This is a genomic window from Allochromatium vinosum DSM 180 (assembly GCF_000025485.1).
GTDB classification, from domain to species: domain Bacteria; phylum Pseudomonadota; class Gammaproteobacteria; order Chromatiales; family Chromatiaceae; genus Thermochromatium; species Thermochromatium vinosum.
Map to the genome: position 1 here is coordinate 1,534,335 of NC_013851.1, position 21,687 is coordinate 1,556,021.

The 21,687-nt window shown below is 64.1% G+C and carries 19 protein-coding genes; 4 read left to right on the forward strand and 15 right to left on the reverse strand.

The annotated features are described in order from the left end of the window. Positions 1 to 45 precede the first annotated feature (45 nt). A complete protein-coding gene (locus tag ALVIN_RS06615) occupies positions 46 to 891 on the forward strand; it encodes a universal stress protein (RefSeq protein ID WP_012970551.1) in 846 nt (281 codons plus the stop codon). Next, on the forward strand, positions 888 to 3,599 hold the full coding sequence (locus ALVIN_RS06620) for a cation-translocating P-type ATPase (RefSeq protein WP_012970552.1): 2,712 nt from the start codon (positions 888 to 890) through the stop codon (positions 3,597 to 3,599). The genes ALVIN_RS06615 and ALVIN_RS06620 overlap by 4 nt, the downstream gene beginning before the upstream one ends. A gap of 12 nt (positions 3,600 to 3,611) precedes the next feature. On the opposite strand, the gene ALVIN_RS06625 is transcribed toward ALVIN_RS06620, so the two are convergent. Next, positions 3,612 to 4,241 carry a biliverdin-producing heme oxygenase gene (locus tag ALVIN_RS06625; protein WP_012970553.1) on the reverse strand — a complete coding sequence of 210 codons (630 nt, stop codon included), beginning with the start codon at positions 4,239 to 4,241 and terminating at the stop codon, positions 3,612 to 3,614. Between the two features lie 60 nt (positions 4,242 to 4,301). Between ALVIN_RS06625 and ALVIN_RS06630 the strand changes: the two genes are divergently transcribed. Beyond that, on the forward strand, positions 4,302 to 5,882 hold the full coding sequence (locus tag ALVIN_RS06630; protein ID WP_012970554.1) for a GAF domain-containing protein: 1,581 nt from the start codon (positions 4,302 to 4,304) through the stop codon (positions 5,880 to 5,882). On the opposite strand, the gene ALVIN_RS06635 is transcribed toward ALVIN_RS06630, so the two are convergent. The 14 genes from ALVIN_RS06635 to ALVIN_RS06695 form a co-directional block, all read right to left on the reverse strand. Then, positions 5,879 to 6,499, reverse strand: a complete 621-nt coding sequence (locus ALVIN_RS06635; RefSeq protein WP_012970555.1) for a V-type ATP synthase subunit D — start codon at positions 6,497 to 6,499, stop codon at positions 5,879 to 5,881. The two genes, ALVIN_RS06630 and ALVIN_RS06635, sit on opposite strands and share 4 nt — an antisense overlap. Next, entirely contained in the window at positions 6,484 to 6,846 is a 363-nt protein-coding gene (locus ALVIN_RS06640) for a YkgJ family cysteine cluster protein (RefSeq protein WP_012970556.1), read from the reverse strand. The genes ALVIN_RS06635 and ALVIN_RS06640 overlap by 16 nt, the downstream gene beginning before the upstream one ends. After that, on the reverse strand, positions 6,846 to 8,225 hold the full coding sequence (locus tag ALVIN_RS06645; RefSeq protein ID WP_012970557.1) for a V-type ATP synthase subunit B: 1,380 nt from the start codon (positions 8,223 to 8,225) through the stop codon (positions 6,846 to 6,848). The genes ALVIN_RS06640 and ALVIN_RS06645 overlap by 1 nt, the downstream gene beginning before the upstream one ends. A gap of 499 nt (positions 8,226 to 8,724) precedes the next feature. Continuing rightward, positions 8,725 to 8,991 (reverse strand): DUF4160 domain-containing protein, encoded by a 267-nt coding sequence (locus ALVIN_RS06650; RefSeq protein ID WP_012970558.1) that lies wholly within the window; start codon positions 8,989 to 8,991, stop codon positions 8,725 to 8,727. A gap of 459 nt (positions 8,992 to 9,450) precedes the next feature. Then, positions 9,451 to 10,164: a transglycosylase domain-containing protein gene (locus ALVIN_RS18290; protein ID WP_012970559.1), complete on the reverse strand. Its 714-nt coding sequence runs from the start codon at positions 10,162 to 10,164 to the stop codon at positions 9,451 to 9,453. Beyond that, positions 10,143 to 10,637 (reverse strand): hypothetical protein, encoded by a 495-nt coding sequence (locus tag ALVIN_RS06655; RefSeq protein ID WP_043795551.1) that lies wholly within the window; start codon positions 10,635 to 10,637, stop codon positions 10,143 to 10,145. Before ALVIN_RS06655 ends, ALVIN_RS18290 begins: the two co-directional genes overlap by 22 nt. Before the next feature lie 124 nt (positions 10,638 to 10,761). Continuing rightward, entirely contained in the window at positions 10,762 to 12,558 is a 1,797-nt protein-coding gene (locus ALVIN_RS06660; protein WP_012970560.1) for a V-type ATP synthase subunit A, read from the reverse strand. Positions 12,559 to 12,566: 8 nt separating this feature from the next. Further along, positions 12,567 to 13,214, reverse strand: a complete 648-nt coding sequence (locus ALVIN_RS06665) for a V-type ATP synthase subunit E (protein WP_012970561.1) — start codon at positions 13,212 to 13,214, stop codon at positions 12,567 to 12,569. After that, complete coding sequence (locus ALVIN_RS06670) at positions 13,211 to 13,594, reverse strand: V-type ATP synthase subunit F (RefSeq protein WP_012970562.1); 384 nt, start codon at positions 13,592 to 13,594, stop codon at positions 13,211 to 13,213. The genes ALVIN_RS06665 and ALVIN_RS06670 overlap by 4 nt, the downstream gene beginning before the upstream one ends. A 48-nt stretch (positions 13,595 to 13,642) precedes the next feature. Continuing rightward, complete coding sequence (locus ALVIN_RS06675; protein WP_012970563.1) at positions 13,643 to 14,095, reverse strand: ATP synthase subunit C; 453 nt, start codon at positions 14,093 to 14,095, stop codon at positions 13,643 to 13,645. A gap of 65 nt (positions 14,096 to 14,160) precedes the next feature. Further along, on the reverse strand, positions 14,161 to 16,053 hold the full coding sequence (locus ALVIN_RS06680; RefSeq protein WP_012970564.1) for a V-type ATP synthase subunit I: 1,893 nt from the start codon (positions 16,051 to 16,053) through the stop codon (positions 14,161 to 14,163). A gap of 4 nt (positions 16,054 to 16,057) precedes the next feature. After that, a complete protein-coding gene (locus ALVIN_RS06685; protein WP_012970565.1) occupies positions 16,058 to 17,104 on the reverse strand; it encodes a V0D/AC39 family V-type ATPase subunit in 1,047 nt (348 codons plus the stop codon). Between the two features lie 29 nt (positions 17,105 to 17,133). Continuing rightward, a complete protein-coding gene (locus ALVIN_RS06690) occupies positions 17,134 to 17,451 on the reverse strand; it encodes a hypothetical protein (protein ID WP_012970566.1) in 318 nt (105 codons plus the stop codon). Between the two features lie 131 nt (positions 17,452 to 17,582). Beyond that, positions 17,583 to 18,719, reverse strand: coding sequence for a glycosyltransferase family 2 protein (locus ALVIN_RS06695; protein WP_043795552.1), 1,137 nt, complete (start codon positions 18,717 to 18,719; stop codon positions 17,583 to 17,585). A gap of 243 nt (positions 18,720 to 18,962) precedes the next feature. On the opposite strand from ALVIN_RS06695, the gene clpB reads away from it, so the two are divergent. Continuing rightward, positions 18,963 to 21,560, forward strand: a complete 2,598-nt coding sequence (clpB, locus tag ALVIN_RS06700; RefSeq protein WP_012970568.1) for an ATP-dependent chaperone ClpB — start codon at positions 18,963 to 18,965, stop codon at positions 21,558 to 21,560. Positions 21,561 to 21,687 lie beyond the last annotated feature (127 nt).

The window sequence follows — 21,687 nt, forward strand, 5'->3', positions numbered from 1 at the left end:
TAGGCTTTGAACCGTGGCCAAGGCTCATCATGGGCGCGGTTCAAGATGTTCAGCTTCGCTTACGACGGTTCGATCAACGGCGACTGGGTCAGTCACTATGCCGTGCAGCTGGCGGGCGCCCATCCCGACCGGACGCTGAGGCTCGTCCATGTCCGGGACGGACGGATCGAACCCTCGCGACTGGCCGAGAAGCTCGACCGTCTGCGGCTGGAGTCTGAGCACCAGGGTGTGCAGCTCGAAACGCATCTGCTGGAACCTAAATCCAGCGGGCGTTTCGAGGTGCTGCGTTCGGCGCTGACCCAAGGCTCCGAGCATTTCCTGATCTGCGGTACGCCGCCGCTGGACCGGCGCCGGGGCGGTCTGCGCGGCACGCTCGCCGAGCGTCTGCTGCGCGAACTCCACTGCAATGTCCTCGCCGTGCGCGTCGTGCAGCCGGGTCTGCTCGGCTCGCCGCGCCGGCTGCTGGCGCCGATCGACGAGCAGCCCGAGGGCTTTCGCGCCGCCCTGCCATTCCTGCGGCTGTTCGGTCCGCAACTCACCCATCTGCATCTGGTGCTGATCGCGCGTGTCGGGCGCGGGCGTCTGCATCGGCTCTCGCACGAGCACGGTGAGCGGTTGCGCCTACCGGGTCTGGCCTATTGCGAGCGCGTCGAGCGCGAGATCGCCGAGCGGCTCGGGCTGGGCGCCCGCGTCATGGATGCGCAGGTGCTGGTCTCGGATCGGGTCGATCACGAGATCCTGCTCGCGGCCAATCGCACCAAGTCGCGTCTGATCTATCTGGGCGTCTCCGAGCGCGGACGCGCCGAGCGTTTCTGGCATGGCGATCCGGTCGAGCAGGTGTTGCGCGAGTCGACCTGTGATGTCGCCGTCTACCGGGGGATCGGCGGATGACGACACCGGCCCAGATCCATGAAGTACCGGCCTCTGCGGTCTTCACCCTGCTGCGCGGCCGTCCCGATGGACTCAATCCCGCCGAGGTCGAGTCACGCCGCCGCGAGCTCGGTCCAAACCGGCTGCGTCCGCCCTCGCGCTGGCGCTGGGCGCGGCTCCTGGCCAAGCATGCCTTCAACTTCTTCAGCCTGCTCTTGGATCTGGCGGCCGGCGTCTGTTTCGTCGCCGATGCCATCCAGCCGGGCGAGGGCATGGGGCTGCTCGGCTGGGCGTTGCTCGGGGTCTCGGTGCTCAATATTCTCTTCGCCTTCGCCCAGGAGATGCGCGCCGAGCAGGCGATGGAGGCGCTGAAGCGCTTCCTGCCGCAACAGGTGCGCGTGCGGCGCGCGGGCGTCGAGTGTCAGGTACTGGCCGAAGAACTGGTGCCGGGCGACGTGCTGCGGGTCGGGGAGGGCGATCGCATCGCCGCCGATGCGCGTCTGGTCGAGAGCGAGGATCTGCTGGTCAACAATGCCCCGCTGACCGGCGAGTCACGCTCGCAGGCGCTGCGGACCACGGCGGCCAAAGGGCGTCTGATCGAGAGTCCGAACATCCTGTTCGCCGGCTGCGGCGTGCTGCGCGGGCGGGGCACGGCCGTGGTCTTCGCCACCGGACATCGCACCGAGCTGGGCAAGATCGCCGCCCTCTCGCGTGACGTGCGCCGCGCGCCTTCGCCGCTGCAACGCGAGACCGGTCGCATGGTGCGGGTGCTGACCCTGATCGCGGTCGTCATGGGCCTGATCTTCTTCGCCTATGGCGTGGCGAGCGGGCGTTCGCTGTGGATCAACATCGTCTTCATGCTCGGCATCATCGTCGCCAACGTGCCCGAGGGGCTGCTGCCGACCTTCACCCTGGCCCTGTCGATGGCCAGTCTGCGTCTGGCGCACAAACAGGTGCTGGTCAAGAACCTGGAAGCGGTCGAGTCGCTGGGCGCGGTCCATGTGATCTGTACCGACAAGACCGGGACGTTGACGCTCAACCGGCTGGCGATCTCGGATCTGGTCGATCCGGTGAGCGGCGCATCCATGGACACCCCGGATGGACGGCGCGGTCTGCTCGAAGCGGCGCTGATCGCCTCTGAACTCCGTCCGGCGACGAGTCAGGAAGCAGGAGCGCCCTGCTGGTCGGGCGATCCGCTGGACGTGGCGCTCGCCGCGTACCATGCCGAACAGATCGGCCCGCCCGAGCGTCTGCTGGCCGAGACACGCCGTCACTTCCCCTTCGATCTGGCGCGGCGGCGCGAGGCCGGGGTCTTCGCCGAGGGTGATGAGATCCTGTTCGCGATCAAAGGGGCTTGGGAGTCGCTGCGTCCGCTGATCGGCCAGATCCAGGATGGCGCGGGTCAGCACCATGTCGCTGACGATCAGACGCTGGCCGTTTGTGACAGGGCCGTGCACCGGCTCTCGTCCCAGGGCCGGCGTGTCATCGCGGTGGCCGCGCGCCGGCTCGAACGTCTGCCCGATCCCAAGGCCCCGGAGGAATCGCTCGAACGCGGTCTGGTGCTGCGCGGCCTGATCGCGCTCGACGATCCGATTCGGCCCGAGGTGCCGGCGGCCGTGAGCCGCTGTCAGGGGGCCGGCATCCAGGTCGTGCTCATCACCGGCGATCATCCGGACACCGCCGAAGCCGTGGCGCGCGCCTGCGGTATTCTGCGCCCGGACGAACCGGCCGCGCGGCGGGTTCTGCATGGCGAGGAACTGGAACGTCTGCGCGAACACCGGCTCGTCGAACGTCTGCGCGAGGGCGTGGCGGTGTTCGCCCGCACCACGCCCGAGCAGAAGATGAAGATCGTGCTCGCGCTCAAGCGTCTGGGGCGGGTGGTGGCCATGACCGGCGATGGGGTCAACGACAGTCCGGCGCTCAAGGCCGCCGATGTCGGCATCGCCATGGGCGCGAGCGGGACCGATGTCGCGCGTGAGGCCGCCGACATCGTGCTGCTCGACGACAACTTCGCCTCGATCACGGCCGGGGTCGAGGAGGGGCGGGCAGTGTTTGCCAACATGCGCCGCTTCACCACCTATGTGCTCGCCAGCAACGTCCCCGAGATCGCCCCCTTCCTGCTCTATATCCTGCTGCCGGTGCCGCTGGCTCTGACTGTGATTCAGATCCTGTCGATCGACCTCGGGACCGATCTGCTGCCGGCCATCGGTCTGGGGCAGGAACCGCCCGAGCGCGATCTCATGCGCCAGCCACCGCGCCGGCGCGACGAGCGGCTGCTGTCATGGCCGCTGATGCGTACGGCCTATCTGTTCCTGGGGCTGATCCAGGCCGCCTTCTCGCTGGTGCTGTTCTTCCTGGTGTTGCATCAAGGCGGTTGGCAATGGGGACAGGAACTGGCCGAGACCGCGCCGCTCTATCAGTCGGCGACCGGCCTCACCCTGGCCGCGATCATGTTGATGCAGGTCGGCAACGTCATCGCGCGTCGTTCCGAACACGGCAGCGGACTCGATCGGGGACTCTTCGCCAACCGACTGATCCTGCTCGGCATCGCGGTCGAGATCCTGCTGTCCTGGGCCGTGCTGTACTTCGAGCCGATACGCTCCGTGCTGCACACCGGCCCCGTCGAACTCTGGGTCTATGCGCTGGCCTGGCTCGGTATTCCGCTCGTCTTCGGCTTGGATGGAGTGCGTAAATTTATGGGGAAACGGCACGGCCGGACGGTCGGCTGATCGACCGCTCCTTCAAGCGCCGCCGGACGATTCGAGGCGTTTGTAGACGTGGTCGAACACCGCCAGGGCTCCCGCGATCACGCGATCCGGGACCAGCGTGTGTTGTGCGGCGAGTGTATTGAGCGCCCCGGTGAACGCTTTCCAGGACGCCGATGTCTGTTGGCCGTGGAAGTCGAGGAAGCGCGTCGAACCCAGTGGTTCACCGATGAGACGGCGCAGATGACGGGCGATCGTCCGGCCGCCGAGTGTGGCGCCCTCCAGGACATAGAGTCCGCCAATGGTGGCGCTGAGATCGTTTGGAAGTGCGATGGCCGGCGTAACCGTCAAGACCGCCATGTTGTATTTCAGACCCTGTTCATCCAAATCGTTGAGCAGAGCCGGCAGCTTGGGGCGAACGCCGAGTCGCTCGTTGACGGACGCATCGAGCCGGGCGTAGAGCGTCTGTTCCAGCGGGGCATGGATGGCCAGGATAGCGCGCAGATAGTATCGATAGTCATCGAGCGTCACCGTCTCCGAGGTCAGACGCGACATCAGCGGCAAATGTTCGATCTCAGCATGGATGCCGGCCGTGGCGCGGCGCAGGGCAATGGCCAGATCGATCTCAGGGGGGCGTGACGTGGAGCGGAATTCGGGAGACGGCATGGATGGGTCCATAATGGTTTAAGATCGCGCTAACCGAGTCAAATACCCCGAGCACAGACCATGAGCGAATCCCTAGCCCCGGGCTTCCTGGCCGAATGCGAGCGTGAGCAGCTTCATCGGGTGCAGTCTATCCAACCTTGGGGCTGTCTGCTAGGCGGGCGGTCAGGCGATCCGGTCATTCGTTTCGCCAGCGCCAACCTGGAGGAGTGGACCGGCTGGACACCCGATTCGGTCCTCGGTCGTGTGCTCACCGAGCGCTTGCCGGACTTTCCGCCCAAGACCGAACTGGCCGACATCGCCGGTGCGCCCGATGCCTGGATGCACGCCTCGGCCGGCAAGCGCCTCTATCCGAACCTCCTGTCGGGGCCGCATGGCGCACTCGATGGTCTGCTCTCCTGCAACGAACACACCTGGCTGCTGGAGTTGGAAGTCGCATTGCCCGCCGGTCAGCACGGCGAAGCCTACCGCCCCGTCCCGCATCGCCTCTATCGGATGCCGTACTCCGAGCGCGACTGGGCGAGCCACTGTCAGTATCTGGCCGACGAGTTGCGAACCGCGACCGGCTTCGAGCGGGTCATGATCTACCGTTTTCGGGACGATGGCTGCGGTGAGGTCATCTCGGAGAGTCTGGAGGAGGGGCGGCCGCCCTATCTGGGTCTGCGGTATCCGGCCTCCGACATCCCCCTGATCGCGCGCAACCTCTATCGGCTCAATTCCCATCGTCAGATCCCGGACATTCAGGTGGGCAGCGTCCCCGTCCTGAGCCTCGACGCCGGCGAGGTCGCCGACCTCACGCTCTCGGACCTGCGCGCCGTCTCGCCGGTGCATCTCGAATACCTCAAGAACATGGGCGTCACCGCCTCGCTGTCGTTCTCGGTGCTCATCGCCGGTGAGCTGTGGGGACTGATCGCCTGTCACCATTCGCAGCCGCGCCATTTGCCGCTGCCGGTGCGGCTGCGCTGCGCCGAGATGACCCAGGTGTTCACGCTCGCCATTTCCGGCTACCAGAGCACGCAGCGCCTGATGGATCTCAACGAGAGCGATCAGGAGATCCTGGCCCTGCTGTCGGCGCTGCATCTGGCGGAAGACGAACGCGATCTGGTCGTGGAACTACAGGACGGGCGGGCCAATCTGGCCGACAAGACGCTCGGACAGGTGCTGCTGTCGCTGGCGCGCGCCACGGGCGCGGCACTGGTCGACGACCACACCATCGTGACCTTCGGCCGTCCCCCGGAAGCCGCCGACATCCGCGCCCTGGTCGACTGGCTGGGCGAGACGGTCCCCGATCCGATCTTTGCCACCGACCGGCTCTCATCACTGTTCCCGGAAGCCATGCACTATGCCGAGCAGGCCAGCGGCCTGCTGGCGGTACGTGTCGACGGCTATCGCGAGACCGGCGACCGCTGGTTCCTGTGGTGGCGTCCCGAGCAGCCGCACAGCGTCTACTGGGCCGGCGACCCGCGCAAGAGCGCGCTCTTCGACGAACAGCGTCAGGTGCTCTCGCCGCGTTCGTCCTTCGCGCGCTGGGTGGAGACCACGGCGCGCCAGTCCGAACCCTGGAGCGAGGCCGATCGGCTGCGCGCCAAGAAGTTCCGCAGCCTGATACTGCACGACATCAACGCGCATCTCCTGGGGCGTTAGCGCGCCTGACCGCGCAGCAGCTTGACCTGGAACAGCGTGTTGCGCTCCTCTTCCTCCAGCGAGGACTGGATGAAGCGGATGGTGCGGTGATAGCGCGGGATGATGTTGTACTTGAGCGCATTGACCCGCTTCTGAGCCTTGCGCTGTTCTTCGAGCAGACGATGGAGCGCGATCTCGACCTCCGAGAGCCGCGCGAGCTGCACGGCGGCCTCGGCCAGATGATCGCGCGTGGTGTCGAAGCTCACGTCCGTCCCCAGCAGTCCCACCGGCTTGAGCGGCAGGCGCTCGCTCGTCACGGCCGGATATTCCACTCCGAGCGCCCGGCGCGGCAGGATGTCGACCTGTAGGGCCGGCTCCACGCCGAGCGATGCCTGACGGATGGCGCGGCTGCCCATGCGCAGATGGGTGATGGCCAGACAGCGGTACGCCTCGGCCAGTGCGCGTTCGGACTCGGCGCGCAGCCGGCGATATTCACCGATGCGCTCATAGACCAGGCGCGTGAGCAGCTCGCGCTTGCGCTCCAGCAGGTCGTGACCGTCCTCCAGGAACCGGACCTGCTTCTTGAGCTTGAGCAGGGTGTTCTTGGTCGGCGGAACCTTGATCAGTTGCTGTCCCATGCGGCCTCCCGCTCGGCGAGACAATCGGGACCGCCCATCTCGAACTCGCGGCACAGCAGCGGCCGTTGCGCATAGATGCGGCAGAGCAGGGTGTCGCGGTCGAGCGCCGCGCACCAGCCGTCGTCCAGACGCTCCATGACGACCGCGCCCCAGGCATCGCGCGTGGTGAAGTGACGCGGCACCCCGGTCTCGGTCAGGCACACGACTTCGAGCTTGCAGCAGGCCGCCGCGCAGTCGTCGCAGGTGATCCGGGAGTCCGGCACCAAGGTTGTCAGGACGCCGCCGACTTCGGGCGCGCGCTCCTGCACGGCGGTCTCGGGAACAGGCTCCAGCGCTGGCGTGGCCATCAGTCCGTCTCCCGGTAGTACTTGGCCAGATCGGTCTCCTTGAGGCGCGTGAGCATGTCGCGCGGGAAGGCGCTCATCAGCTCCCAGGCCAGATTGAGCGTGGCCTCGATCGAGCGGTCCTCGTTCTCGTCCTGGCCGACGAAGCGCTGGTCGAAGGCGTCGGCGAAGGTCAGATAGCGCCGGTCGCGCTCGGAGAGTTCGTCGGCGCCGATGATCGAGGCCAGATTGCGCGTCTCCTGGGCACGCGCATAGAGCGCATAGAGCTGGGCGGCCACGCGCGGATGGTCCTCGCGGGTGTCGTCCTTGCCGATGCCGTCCTTCATCAATCGGGACAGACTCGGTGAAATGTTGACTGGCGGATAGATGCCCTGGTTGTGCAGCTCGCGCGAGAGCACGATCTGGCCCTCGGTGATATAGCCGGTCAGGTCCGGGATCGGGTGAGTGATGTCGTCGGAGGGCATGGACACCACCGGCATCATGGTGATCGAGCCGTGGCGCTCGTGGATGCGTCCGCAGCGCTCGTAGAGTTCGGCCAGATCCGAATAGAGATAGCCCGGATAGCCCTTGCGCGCCGGCACGTCGCCCTTGGCCGTGGCCACCTCGCGCAGCGCCTCGGCATAGTTGGTCATGTCGGTGAGCACCACCAGCACATGGCGGTCGAGGTCGTAGGCCAGATATTCGGCGGCGGTGAGCGCGGTGCGCGGCAGCGTCAGGCGCTCGACCGGCGGGTCGTCGGCCAGATTGACGAACATCACCACGTTGCGCAGTACGCCCGAGTTGGCGAACTCGTCGCGGAAGAACTTGGCGTCGGCGTAGGAGACGCCCATGGCGGCGAAGACGATCGAGAAGCTGGAGGATTCGTCGACCAGCTTGGCCTGACGCACGATCTGGGCCGCGAGCCGGTTGTGCGGCAGACCCGAGCCGGAGAAGATCGGCAGTTTCTGGCCGCGCACCAGTGAGTTGAGTCCGTCGATAGTCGAGATGCCGGTCTGGATGAACTCGCGCGGATAGGTGCGCGCGGCCGGGTTGATGGCCGAGCCGCCGACCGCGCGGCGCAGACTGGAGAGGACAGGCGGGCGGCCGTCGCGCGGGACGCCGAGTCCGTCGAATTCGCGCCCGAGGATTTCGGGGGAGAGGGCGATTTCGATCGGTTCGTCGAGGAAGCGGACCCAGGTGTTTTCCAGGTCCAGATCCTCGGTGCCCTCGAAGACCAGGATCAGCACCTCGTCATCGGCGGCGCGGATGACCTGGCCGTTGCGGATGTGGCCGGCGTGGTCTTCGATACGAACCCGGTCGCCGAAGGCGACGTTGGGGGTGTGTCTGACCACCAGCAGGCCGCCTCGGGCCTCGACGGCGGTGCGGTATTCCTTGATGCTCATTGAAAGGCGCCTCGCACGATGGGCCGTTTCTTCATACAACCTTTAGATTTTTGGGGCATTGGCCTTGGCGTGTTCGTTTGATCAAGCGCGAATGTGTGTTGAAAATCTCGGAACAATGCTGGATTCCACGATTTCGCCTTCATGACAGAAAAATCTCACCAACCCTTCGCTATCGCAAATCCACACTTCCAGAGCGCCCTTGGCAAGATAGAGTTCGATTTTATATGGAACCTCAGTCTGCTCCCTGTTTTTTTCTTACGCCGCCTCTTTCATTTCGCAAAGCTCATAAAGGCGTGTCGGAGATAACTCCAATCCATTGGGCCATCCGAGAGCGCCCATGTCGATGAAGCAACGTTTGATATAGGTTTCTGATGCGAGTGGTTCGAGCAAGGGGCCGCTCCGACTAGAACAATAAGCCCATACGTTAAAAATCCCTCTCATGCCATCGGAAAAAATCAATTCCAGGCATCCGCCTCCTAAATAGTTTGCCTCAAGAATTTTAATCACGATCAGCCCCCTGGATACGTTCAAGCGTCTCGAATCGCTGGGCACGATTCCAATTTTCCAGCAGCTCACTTTGGTGGGTTTCGCACCATTCGCTGATGATCGATGCAACCTTTTTCGGGAGCTTGCCTTTTAGAATCCGCCCTGTATCGATTTGCACTAAAGCCTCGAACCCTTGATACTCAACATGAATGTGCGGCGGCGGATGATCGTCGTGCCACATGCGCACAATAATTCCAAAGAAAATTGACAAAATCGGCATTGTTTGCTCTCGAATTTTCTTCAGCAAGTGCTGATGTTGATTTTGTCAGCAAGCGACGCGAGTTCATTGCGTTGCGGTGTTGAAACAAATTTTTCAGTTTAGGGGCTTTCGTGTAAGGCGTCTCGAATCCAAATTTTTCGATGAACTGAGATGGCGCCCAGCATACATCTGCCACTTTGACGTTTTTTAATGTCTGGATGCTCGTCTCGACCAAGATGTCGCCGTCGTCGATCTTTTTTGCCAGTTCCATGACGAGTCGCGATTGCAAAGTCTTCCAAAATCTGGATCCATTCCATGCTGTCTTCCTAATTTCATGTTGACCAGCATTACAGGATGCGGCGATCTTGCGAATTGCATCTTTCGCGAAAAAACAATGGTCTCAACCCTATGTTTCCTTAGATCAATCAATCGAATCACAATAGTAGATCATTAAAGTGGTCTGTCTTTGTTTTTGCCCGGCTAAGGCCGCCCAAACCGCGTTGCGCCTACGCTAAGATCAGCTATTGAGTTCGAAAAGCGATTTGGGGTCGCTTTGAGCCGTTTGTTAGCTGCGCGAAGTTTAGGATAGGTTAAGGCTCTGACGCGACGGGAAATTTTAGCTTGCCATGCTGGCGAGGGCGCCAGAGGGCGCGGATACTTTAACTGCGACACAAATGCAAGCGCTTGTTCTGGCTTGACCTTAGCGAGATCGCTGCCGAATGTTCTGTTGATCCCGTTTATCCCGATGCACTTAGAACCGAAGAACGCGACGGACAAGTATGCAGATGCTATCGCCGCCTTGCTCCTACGACGTGATAATGACAACGCAAGAAGTTGCTCTCGAAATTTCCTCAACAATGTTCGTTCAACCTTGCCTGTTGCCACTCGAACGAACTGTTGCTCAATGGTGCTCGCTCCTTGGATCTGGCCCTTGTGCAAGAATACGATAACCGCTCTAATCATGCCGATAGGATCGATGCCTGGATGCAGAGGGTTCCGATGATCCTCTGCGGTGATTAGGGCGTCAAGGAACACTATGGGGATGCTGAATTGATGGTTGTCGATTATTTCTAGACAGCGATGGCGTTCTGCTTCCAATGACTCCAGCTTAAGTAACTCCGCCACCCTAGAAATAATTATGTGTGGCAGCGCTAGCGCATAGATTACGCACTTTAGAAACGGCTGCGCTGCCATTTTACTTGTCCGTCTTGGTCAGCAACCATTGAACTAAAAGTGCCTGACATAACATTGTTTGAATCAGCAACTAATTCGTAAAAATTCGTAGATTCACGCCCATGCCCCTCCTCAATAACATGCAGGAAAAGCTTGTCCTTGCCAAAATAGTTCTTCTCTATGTAGCCCTCAATCTCACCTCTAGTACGGTTCTTGCCGACATAGTCTCGCTCCCCAGTCGATGAATTTTCATATATCTTTTCAACTGTGCCCTCGATTCTATTTCCCTCTCTCCACAACATCGCCACATACCGCAATACCATATTTCTGTATGGATTATATACGGTGTTGACTGTACGCATCTCGAAATACCAGCGTCCGGTTATTTTTGGGAGCGGAGATAATTTTTCGCGAAACCAGAAAAATAGAAATGCAAGTACCAGACCGCCAACAATGGTTGCTAAAATATCCGATAAAAATGTTTCGAAGCTCAAGCTAATTCTCCTGCGTATCTTAGACGGCCAACTGTTTGTCTAGATTGCACTAATACGCTAAATTTTAGGCTGAACGCAACCCAGCTCAACAACAGACCACGAGAATTCGGCCAGGCAAGCGACGCTATACAGCCTCCCCCTGCTTCGCATACTCAATCCGTATCGCCTCCATCGCCTGATCGACCTCCTGCCGAAACGCCTGGATCTGCTCCAACTGCTCACTCGAATACATCGACTTGATCCGCCGCATTTTGGCCAGTAGCGGCAAACGCTGCAATTCAGTCACAGGCACACCAAGCTTGACCAACGCCTCCCCCCGCTTATAGAGCGTAATCGCCAGATCCAGTAGCGCATACTGCTTCGCCGGCGAGCAAAAGGTATCGATCTCATCCAACGCACTCTGCTGCAACACCCCCTCCTTGATCAACGACGCCCCCTCCAACTCCCACCGCTGCGCATCCGACAACGCCTCCGGCCCCACCAGATTCACGATCCGCGACAACTCCGCATCCCGCGCCAGCAACGCCAGCGCCGCCCCGCGCCGCCTCTCCCAATCCGGATCGATCTCCTTGTGCCACCACTCGGCCGCCGTCTTCACATGCCCCGAAAAGCTCGTCACCCAATCGATCGACGGATAATGCCGCGCATCCGCCAACTCCTTCGACAACGCCCAAAACGTCTCAATAATATCCTTGGTATGACTCGTCACCGGCTCCGAGAAGTCCCCTCCCGGCGGCGACACCGCCCCGATCAAGGTCACAGAACCCGATCCGGCCCCAAAGGTCTCCACCCGCCCCGCACGCTCATAGACCGCCGCCAACCGCGACGCCAGATACGCCGGATAGCCTTCCTCCACCGGCATCTGCCCCAGCCGCCCCGACACCTCGCGCAACGCCTCGGCCCAGCGACTGGTCGAATCCGCCAGCATCACCACGTCATAGCCCATGTCGCGGTAATACTCCGCCATCGTGATCCCGACATAGACCGACGCCTCGCGCGCCACCACCGGCATGTTCGACGTATTCGCCACCAGCAGCGTGCGCTCCATCAGCTTGCGCCCGGAGTAGGGATCATCGAGCTGCGGGAAGGTCTCCAGCACATCGACCAGCTCATTGCCGCGCTCGCCGCAGCCGACATAGATCACGATGTCCGCATTCGACCAGCGCGCAATCTGCTGCTGAACCACGGTCTTGCCCGCCCCGAACGGCCCCGGCACCGCGCCCTTGCCGCCCTTGAGCTGCGGAAAGAAGGTATCGATCACCCGCTGCCCCGTAATCAGCGGCGAAATACCATCATCGCGCCGCCGATAAGGGCGCGGCTTCCGCACCGGCCAGCGCTGATAAAGACTGAGCCGATGCGTCGCCCCCTTGTGATCGCGCACCCGCGCAATGGTCGACTCGATGTCGTACTCACCGGCCGGCGCGATTTCCTCCAGCTCGCCCTCGATACCGGGCGGCACCAGGATGCGATGCTCGATGGTCAGCGTCTCCTGGACCGTACCGAGCACGGTCCCCGGCCCGACCTTGGCGCCAGGTTCCAGCTCCGCATTCGGCTCGAACGCCCAGCGCTTGTCGCGGTCGAGCGCCGGCACGCTCAGACCGCGCCGGATGTAGTCGCCGGACTGGAGCGCGAGCTTCAACAGCGGACGCTGCACGCCGTCGAAGATGCCGCCCATCAGCCCTGGTCCCAGCTCGACCGACAGCGGCCAGCCCAAGCCCACCACCGGCTCCCCCGGCCGAACCCCATCGGTCGACTCATAGGTCTGGACCACCGCCCGCTCGCCGTTGAGCGAGAGGATCTCGCCATAGAGTCCGAGTTCGCCGATCTTGACCTGCTCGCCACTGCGCGCGCCCGGCAGCTCGATGGTGACGATGGGACCGTTGATGTCGCGGATGACGCCGATCTTGTTGGTTTCGCTCATGGTCTCGCTCATCCGTTGAAGAGGTTGCCGGTATCGAAGCCGCCGGGCAGCAGACGCTCCAGGATGGTCTGCTGGAGGCGCGGGCGCAGGCGGTCGAGCCGGCCCTCGAAGGTGTGGTCGACGCGGATGCGCCCATCGGCGCTCGTCACCAGCACGCCGCCGAGGGTGTCGATCGCCTCGGGCGCGGGCGCGAGCGTGGCGTCCTTGTCATGGGGCAGGGCGGCGACGACCGCATCCCAGTTCATGAACAGCCGGCGCTGATCGTGGGCATTGGCCGTGATCCGGATCGCGGGCGACTCGATGACCCCGGCCGCCTCGACGATCAGCGCCGACAGCCAGGCGTCATAGGTCGGCTCGTCCTCCATGAAGGCGCGCATCCGGTCGGCCAGCCGCCGCTCGACGTCGAGCACCAGATTCCAGCGCATGCGGTCGAGGTGGGTCTGCATCTTGAGTTCGCTCGCCTGCACCCGCTGGCGGAAACTGCGCTCAGCGAGTGCCTTGGCGACGGCCTCTTCGCGCGTCTCGCGCAGACGCAGACGCTCGGCGGCCTCGCGCAGAATGCTGTCACGGCTACGCGCGGCACGTTCGCGGTACTCGGACGCGAGGCGTTCGGCGCGCGCCAGGATGGCGCGTTCGAGTTCTTCGACCTGATTCACGATGACTCTCGCTCGCCGCTCGGGGCGGTCTCCAGTGTCGCGGCTCCGAAGAGCGTGGCCAGCCGCTGGGCGACCTCGCTGGTCAGCCGGGGTTGCGCACCGAGCGCGGGGACGGCGATCACCACGATCCGCCCGCCTTCCTGCCGCACCCGTTGCAGGTTCGGGATCTGTTGCGCCATGAGCGCGTCGTCGACGATGACCAGCGCCTTGGCCTGATCGCGGCGCAGATCGCGCAGCAGCCGGTCGGCATCCTCCGGGGTCGGGTTCGGGTAGGTCTCGAAACCGATCAGCCGGAAGCCGTCGGCGAGATTGTCCTCGCCGAGGAACAGCAGGCGGGTCGGTTGGCCCTGGTCCGGCGCGTGCTCGGTCATGGTCGGCATGGTCGGCATGGCTCCCCGTCGATTCGGCTCGACACGGCTGGGTGTCGGTCAGAGCTTGTTGAGCAGCAGGATCGAGATGACCAGACCATAGATGGCGATACCCTCGGCCAGCCCGAGATAGATGAGGGTGCGCCCGAGGTTCTCGGGTTTCTCGGTGATCGCGGCCAGCGAGGCCGCGCCGATCGGACCCACGGCGATGCCGGCGCCGATGGTCGAGAGTCCGGTCGGGATGCCGACGCCGATCATGGCCAGACCCAGGCCGACCGACATCTCCTTGAGTCCCTCGGCGGCGGCCCCGGTCTCGGGTGCGGCCAGGGCATCGCTGACACCGAGCGCCAGCAGCGCGATCTGGGCGCCGACGAAGACCACCAGTTGCGAACCGAGTAGCGGCCGGAACCAGGACCGGATGGCGCTCACGGCCTGCGGACGCTGGTCGAGCAGGAACCCGGCGACGATCAGGCCGAGGATGGCGAATGACATGAGTGCGACGAGCCAGAGCATGGACGAATCCCCTGATGATTGAAGTCTGGATTGACGGTGTTCAGTACGCCGGAAAACCGGCCGGATCAGGCCGGTCCGCGCCCGAACCGGATCGGTTTGAACGCATGACCCTCTCCCGAGAAATAACGTGAAAAGCCCTCGTAATACTGCAAGCGCATCACCTGGATCATGACGATGCCGCCCTCCAGCACCAGCACGAAGACATTGCCCAGGACGACCGTCATCACATGGCCGAAGGCGCCCATCATGTCGGCCAGGGTGAAGACAGCGATCGAGAGCGCGACATGGTTGAGACTGAAGGCCGCCACACGCAGGAACGACAGGGTGTTGGAGACATAGCCGATCAGGGTCTCCAGGGTCTCGATGACGACCACCAGGATCTTCTCGCCCACGGGCGCCTGCTGATGCTGCCAGCTGTGCCAGGCCAGGGCCGCCAGACTCGCCACCACCAGCACGGCGGGCAGGGTGCCGAACCCCGTGCCGTCGGCCAGTCCGGCGCCACCGGCGATCAGCGCCAGATAGAACACCAGATTGACCACACCGTGATGACCGAGCAGCGCCTCGCGCCACTGCCCGACCGCCCAGCGGTTGTAGATCGCCAGCAGACAGGCCAGGACGATGAAGAACACCCCCCAGATCAGCGCCAGACGCAGCATCAGCAACGGGTCGCTGAGCGGATTCATCCACAGCGCGGGCAGCACGTGCTCGTAGCCGAAGAGACTGCCGTAGAGAAAGCCGAACAGGATCGATGACCCGCCGGCCATGAGTCCGAACGGCCAGAAACGCCCGAGCTTGCCGCGCAGCGCCCAGGCTGAGAGCGCGATCACCGCGCCCTGGCCGACATCGCCGAACATGCTGCCGAACATCAGCAGGAAGGTCAGGGCGAACAGCGGCGTCGGATCGGCCTCGCCATAGGACGGAATGCCGTACTGATTGACCAGCAGCGCGAAGGGCGCGAGCAGCCGGCTCTTGACCGGCACCGTGGGCACCAGTGCGCGCTCCTCGGGCAAGGGGTCGCGCACGCTCAGATCATAGGTTCCGGCCAGGGCGGTATCGAGACGCTGACGCAAGGCCGCGACGGCGTGCGCCGGCACCCAGCCGGCCAGATGGGTCAGATACCCGCGACTGCGCAGTGATTCGTCCAGACTGACCAGCGGATCGGCCAGCCGCAGGGTGCGCTGGGCCTCGCGCAGAGGCTCGTGGTAGCACTCCGACCAGCGTTGCAGGGTCTCGGTGAGCTGGGCGCGTTCTTCGGCGATCGCGGCCAGCCGCGTCTCGAAGTCGCGTTGCAGTTCGGCCGGCGCGCGATCCAGCCCCTCCGGGATGGGGATGGCCTGGAAACCGGCGGCGGTGAGCACCGAATCGAGACTGGCGTCCTTGGCGTCGGTCGGCCCGACGATGACCACATGGGCATTGTCGCCGCGCTCCATGTAGACGTGCAGGATGTATCCGGCCAGTGCCACCGCGCCTTCGAGCTGGCGCAGGTTCTCGCGCGGCACCAGACCGACATGGATGTGCAGGAAGCGCGTCTTGGCGCGCAGCATCCCCAGATCGATGTTGAGATGGCTGAAGTTCTCCAGCGCCGCCTGCTGCTCGTGGATCAGGTGCGCCTGGTCGTCGAGCTGCCGGAAGTCTTCCTCATAGCTGGAGGTTTCGTCCCAGAGCCGGCCGAGCCAGTCGTTGAGCCGCGCCAGTTCGGCCTGATCGATCACCCGTGCCGGTTCGAGGCTCGCCGGCGGCTCGAAGGGGATGAGCCGGGCGATCTTGTCGAGCCGCGACTGGGCCTGGGTGTGGATCTCGTGGAAAGGACGGCCGGGCAGGGTGGCGAACCGCTCGCTCTCGGGTTCGCGCCGGTCGGGATGGAAGCACTGGGTCTCGGCGAGCGCCAGCGAGGCGCGCGGCAGGTCGTCGGTCAGGACCAGCAGACGGATGTGCTTCATCGGCGTGGGTTTCAACATGGCGTCAGCTCCCATGCACTCCAGGCTCGATCTGCGCGAGCGCGCGCTGGATGGTCTGGTCGTCGAATCCGAGCAGGCGTCCCTGGATCACGGCGAACAGACGCAGCAGATCCGTCTCGCGCAGCATCAGATAGGCCAGCGCGCGCGCCACGCCCGATGGACTGCGCGCCAGCACCAGACGGATCTCGTCGAGGCTATAGCGCGCCAGCCGTTGCTGGACCTCGGCGATCGAGCGGCAGTCGGCGGTGAGGCGGCCCAGCGGCTCGGGCAGCGCCTCCAGCACCTGTTCGAAGCCGTCGAGATCGACCAGATGCAGCAGGCGCTCGCGTGTGAGCAGTCGCATCGAGGGCACCAGCCAGTAGTAGGTCTCGGACGGCGAGAGCTGATAGGTGAAACGGAAGCGCAGCAGCCAGAGGAGTCCGATGCGATCGAGTTCGGCCGAGATCAGCCGCCGCAGCCACTCCTGATGCGGCGCGCCGAAGACCTGAATGCGGCGGACCAGTCCGATGAAATAGCGCTGGTCGATCGCCGCTTCGAGGGCGAAGGGTTCGCGCTGCTGCTCATAGACTTCGCGCGCCTGACGGGCGATGTGCCGTTGCGGTCCGGCTTCCAGCTGGCGCAGGAGTTCGAGCACGTTCTCGGCGCCGAACAGTTCCTTGTCGGGCAGCCGGATATGGGCCGGCAGCTCGAAGAGGTTGTCGTTGATCTCGCGGCGGTCGAGGTCGTGGAGCTTGCCCCGGATCAGCGTCTTGAGATTGTAGAGCGCGTATTTGCGGCCCCAGTCGAGCACCAGTCCGCGCTCGCCGGCGTTCATGGGATGGGTGAGTACCAGCAGTTCCGAGAGCAGGAGCTGGAAGAGGCTCTGTTCGACCGCGCGGCGACACGCCGCCGGTGCGGCCTGATCGTCGAGCAGGGCGACGAGACCGAATTCGTCGGCCAGCGCCGAGAGCGGCAGATGGGCCAGACGCTCGATCAGGTCCGGCGCGAAGAGCCGGGCGGCCATCACCGAGACGCGGGTGTTGAGATAGGCTTGATCGGCGACCTGGCTCATGGGATGGCTCCGCGCTGTCCAGGCCGGGTCTAGTGTTCCAGACCGATCAGGATCTGGAAGGCCGCTTCCAGGGCTTCGTGCTCGCGCTGCTCGGCCTGATCGCGCAACTGGATGTGGCGTTCGTCGTAGCGGCGGCGCAGCTCGGCGATGTTCTGCTCGGCGCGTTCCTCGGCTTTGGTGACGAAGGCGCGTTGCAGCTCCGGGATGCGTGCGCCGAAGCGCTCGTTCTCGGCCTTGGCATCGGCCATGGCCTGCTGGATGAGGCTGTCCTGCTCGGCCTCGGCCTGCTGGGCGAGCCGTTCGGCGCGCATCTCGGCGTCGAGCAAGCGTTTGAGTGTGTCGTCCATCGCCGTCACCCCAGGGTGTTTCGAGCGTGTCGGAACGTCCGCGACCCAAGCAGTCCCGGACCGGCCAATGGGGCCAAGCTTAACCCCTTCGGGTCTCGGCCGCTAGCGGCATCCGCCCCATCGATCCAGGCTCAGATCGGATTGGCCGGACGCTTCCAGGTATAGACAGCCGTGACGGCATAGTTCCACACCGCTCCGACCAGAATGCCGGCGAGCGCCGACAGCACCCAGCCCGAGTGCCCGGTCTGGAACAGATAATCGGCGATACCGACATTGGCCAGCGCCCCCAGGCCGCAGGCCAGCACGAAGCTGAACCAGCCCCAGAGGAGCTGGCGCCCGCGCAGACGCATGTCGCGATAGGTCAGGACGTTGTTGAGGAAGAAGTTGCTGGTCATGGCCACCAGGGTCGCCGTGGCCTGTCCGGCCAGGAAGGCGCGCTCGCCGAAGACGTGCAGGATCGGCCAGAGCACGCTCATGTGCACCAGTACCCCGAAGGCGCCGATCAGCGAGAAGGCGATGAAGCGCAGCGGTATCAGGGGGCCGATCAGCTTCTGGGTCAGCATCAGCAGATACTCCCAGAGCACGGCATTGTCGAGCTTGCTGTGACCGGCCTGACGCTGCCGGAAGCTGAAGGGCAGTTCGCGAAAACGCAGCGGCGTCTCGGCGGCCGAGAAGATGTCGAGCAGGATCTTGAACCCGACCCCGGTCAGACGCCTCACGCAGCCATGGACGACGCGCTCACGCACCATGAAGAAGCCGCTCATGGGGTCGCTGAGTTCGGCGCGGATCAGGATCTGTCCGAGACGGGTCGCCAAGCGGCTCATGCCCTGGCGTCGGGCGCTCCAGTCGCCGACGTCGCCGCCCTCGACATAGCGGCTGCCGACGACGATGTCCAGATCCTCGTCGCGGATGGCCCGGAGCATCCGGGGAAGCAGGGTCTCGTCGTGCTGGAGGTCGCCGTCCATCACGGCCAGATAGGGCGCAGTGGTCGAGAGCATGCCCTCGATGCAGGCCGAGGAGAGTCCGCGCCGGCCGATGCGCTGGATCACGCGGATACGTGGGTCGTGGCGCGCCAGTTCGCGCGCACGCTCGGCGGTGCCGTCGGGTGAGTCGTCATCGACGAAGATCAGCTCCCAATCGATGCCGTCGAGCACGGCCGCGACCCGGCGTGCCACCTCGGCGACCGAGTCGACCTCCTTGTAGGTCGGCACGATCACGGCCAGTTCGGGCGGACGGTGGTCAGTGGGCGGATTGGGGCGATCGGACATCGGGAGCAACCAGGAATGGAGTGTTTGGAGGGATGGGCGCTCGATGTGTGTCGCACCCATGGCTGAGCGGTCCATTCTAACGCGCCTGCCGACAGCCGTTCGACGGCCCGATCCGTACCGGGCATCGCTCGTCCCGGTGTGGGGGCACGCACGGATGATAGCGGAAATCGGCTTGATTCGCGGGTCGTCGCGCCCCAATTTCCCGGTCAATCGACCGGAAATTTTTCGCTGGAGTCAACGACCGTGAGACAGGACAAACTGACCGCCAAATTCCAACTGGCCCTGGCCGACGCCCAGAGTCTGGCTCTGGGGCGCGATCATCAATTCATCGAACCCGTCCATCTGATGGCCGCCCTGCTGGATCAGCAGGGCGGCACCATCCGCCATCTGCTCAACAAGGCCGATGTCAACACCAACAAACTGCGCTCGGCGCTCGGCGAGGCGCTCGAACGGCTACCGACCGTGCAGGGTGTGGGCGGCGACGTGCATGTGAGCAACGATCTCTCGCGTCTGCTCAACCTGACCGACAAGCTCGCCCAGCAGCGCAACGATCAGTACATCTCGTCCGAACTTTTCGTGCTCGCGGCACTGGAGGACAAGGGCACGCTCGGCAGTGCGCTGCGCGAGGCGGGCGCCAGCAAGAGCGCGATCGAGCAGGCGATCCAGACTGTGCGCGGCGGACAGTCTGTCAACGATCCCAACGCCGAGGAACAGCGTCAGGCGCTCGAAAAATACACCATCGATCTGACCGAGCGCGCCGAGCAGGGCAAGCTCGACCCGGTGATCGGACGCGACGACGAGATCCGCCGCACCATCCAGGTGTTGCAGCGGCGCACCAAGAACAATCCGGTGCTGATCGGCGAGCCGGGCGTGGGCAAGACCGCCATCGTCGAGGGCCTGGCCCAGCGTATCGTCAATGGCGAGGTGCCCGAGGGTCTGAAGTCCAAGCGGCTGCTGGCGCTCGACATGGCCGCGCTCATCGCCGGTTCCAAGTTCCGGGGCGAGTTCGAGGAACGGCTCAAGGCGGTCCTGAACGATATCGCCCGTCAGGAGGGCAACGTCATCCTGTTCATCGACGAGCTGCACACCATGGTCGGCGCCGGCAAGGCCGAAGGCTCGATGGACGCCGGCAACATGCTCAAGCCGGCGCTGGCGCGCGGCGAACTGCACTGCGTCGGCGCGACCACGCTCGACGAATATCGCAAGTACGTCGAGAAGGACGCCGCGCTCGAACGCCGCTTCCAGAAGGTGCTGGTCGACGAACCGAACGTCGAGGACACCATCGCCATCCTGCGCGGATTGAAGGAACGCTACGAGGTCCACCACGCCGTTGAGATCACCGACACCGCGATCGTCGCCGCCGCCACGCTCTCGCATCGCTACATCGCCGACCGACAGTTGCCCGACAAGGCGATCGACCTGATCGACGAGGCCGCCTCGCGCATCCGCATGGAGATCGATTCCATGCCCGAGGAGATGGACCGGCTCGACCGGCGCCTGATCCAGCTCAAGATCGAGCGCGAGGCGCTGAAGAAGGAATCCGACGAGGCGTCGCGCAAACGTCTGGCGGATCTGGAAGGTCAGATCGCGCGCCTGGAGCGCGAGTTCGCCGATCTCGACGAGATCTGGAAGTCCGAGAAGGCCGCCGTGCAGGGCACAGCGCACATCAAGGAAGCACTCGACCGGGTGCGGCTGGAGATGGAGACCGCGCGCCGCGCCGGCGACTGGACGCGCATGTCCGAACTGCAATACGGCCGAGTCCCCGAGCTGGAGAAGCAACTGGCCGCGGCCTCCCAGGCCGAGCAGGGCGAGAATCGGCTCCTGCGCAACAAGGTCACGGACGAAGAGGTCGCCGAGGTCGTCTCCAAATGGACCGGCATTCCGATCTCCAAGATGCTGGAGGGCGAGCGCGACAAGCTGTTGCGCATGGAGTCCGAGATCGAACAGCGCGTGGTGGGTCAGAACGAGGCGGTGCGCGCCGTGAGCGACGCCATCCGCCGCTCGCGCGCCGGGTTGTCCGATCCGGGACGGCCGATCGGCTCCTTCCTGTTCCTCGGGCCGACCGGCGTCGGCAAGACCGAGCTGTGCAAGGCGCTCGCCGCCTTCCTGTTCGACACCGAGGAGGCCATGGTCCGCATCGACATGTCCGAGTTCATGGAGAAGCACTCGGTCGCCCGGCTCATCGGCGCGCCGCCCGGCTATGTCGGCTACGAGGAAGGCGGCTATCTGACCGAAGCCATCCGCCGTCGGCCCTACAGCCTGATCCTGCTCGACGAGGTCGAAAAGGCGCATCCGGACGTCTTCAATGTCCTGCTCCAGGTGCTCGACGACGGACGCCTGACCGACGGCCAGGGACGCACGGTCGATTTCCGTAACTCGGTCATCGTCATGACCTCCAATCTCGGTTCCGACATCATCCAGCAGCGCGCAGGCGAAGCGCACTATGCCGAGATGAAGGAAGCGGTGATGGAGAGCGTGCGTCACGCCTTCCGCCCCGAGTTCATCAACCGTTTGGACGAAATCGTCGTCTTCCATCCGCTGCAACAGGCGCAGATCCGGGCGATCGCGCGCATCCAGCTCGGCTATCTGCAACAGCGGCTCGCCGAGCGCGACATGAAGCTCGAAGTCAGCGACGCCGCGCTCGATCATCTCGGCGCGGCCGGCTTCGATCCGGTCTATGGCGCGCGGCCGCTCAAGCGCGCCATCCGCGCCCAGTTGGAGAATCCGCTGGCGCAGCAGATCCTCTCGGGCAAATTCGGTCCGGGCGATCTGATCGAGGTCGGGTTGGCAGACGGCCAGCTCTCCTTCGAACGGGTGTTGCAGGGCGAGCTGGTCGACTGAGGAGGCCCGAAGGCGAGGGGGCTTCGGGTTCGCTTGACGCCCCCAAGCCCCCTGACTAACCTCTCGTCAATCCACCGGGCGCACCGTGACCGGTGCCCGGTTCCAGCCATCCACGCCCCGCGCCCGC

Bases quoted from the DNA above. Each gene is read 5' to 3' on its own strand.
- ALVIN_RS06680 (WP_012970564.1), bottom strand. From the start codon at position 16,053: ATGTTGAAACCCACGCCGATGAAGCACATCCGTCTGCTGGTCCTGACC.
- ALVIN_RS06660 (WP_012970560.1), bottom strand. From the start codon at position 12,558: ATGAGCGAAACCAACAAGATCGGCGTCATCCGCGACATCAACGGTCCC.
- ALVIN_RS06645 (WP_012970557.1), bottom strand. From the start codon at position 8,225: ATGAGCATCAAGGAATACCGCACCGCCGTCGAGGCCCGAGGCGGCCTG.
- ALVIN_RS06675 (WP_012970563.1), bottom strand. From the start codon at position 14,095: ATGCTCTGGCTCGTCGCACTCATGTCATTCGCCATCCTCGGCCTGATC.
- ALVIN_RS06695 (WP_043795552.1), bottom strand. From the start codon at position 18,719: ATGTCCGATCGCCCCAATCCGCCCACTGACCACCGTCCGCCCGAACTG.
- ALVIN_RS06615 (WP_012970551.1), top strand. From the start codon at position 46: ATGTTCAGCTTCGCTTACGACGGTTCGATCAACGGCGACTGGGTCAGT.
- ALVIN_RS06625 (WP_012970553.1), bottom strand. From the start codon at position 4,241: ATGCCGTCTCCCGAATTCCGCTCCACGTCACGCCCCCCTGAGATCGAT.
- ALVIN_RS06635 (WP_012970555.1), bottom strand. From the start codon at position 6,499: ATGGGACAGCAACTGATCAAGGTTCCGCCGACCAAGAACACCCTGCTC.
- ALVIN_RS18290 (WP_012970559.1), bottom strand. From the start codon at position 10,164: ATGGCAGCGCAGCCGTTTCTAAAGTGCGTAATCTATGCGCTAGCGCTG.
- ALVIN_RS06630 (WP_012970554.1), top strand. From the start codon at position 4,302: ATGAGCGAATCCCTAGCCCCGGGCTTCCTGGCCGAATGCGAGCGTGAG.
- ALVIN_RS06670 (WP_012970562.1), bottom strand. From the start codon at position 13,594: ATGCCGACCATGACCGAGCACGCGCCGGACCAGGGCCAACCGACCCGC.
- ALVIN_RS06690 (WP_012970566.1), bottom strand. From the start codon at position 17,451: ATGGACGACACACTCAAACGCTTGCTCGACGCCGAGATGCGCGCCGAA.
- ALVIN_RS06620 (WP_012970552.1), top strand. From the start codon at position 888: ATGACGACACCGGCCCAGATCCATGAAGTACCGGCCTCTGCGGTCTTC.
- ALVIN_RS06650 (WP_012970558.1), bottom strand. From the start codon at position 8,991: ATGCCGATTTTGTCAATTTTCTTTGGAATTATTGTGCGCATGTGGCAC.
- ALVIN_RS06685 (WP_012970565.1), bottom strand. From the start codon at position 17,104: ATGAGCCAGGTCGCCGATCAAGCCTATCTCAACACCCGCGTCTCGGTG.
- ALVIN_RS06640 (WP_012970556.1), bottom strand. From the start codon at position 6,846: ATGGCCACGCCAGCGCTGGAGCCTGTTCCCGAGACCGCCGTGCAGGAG.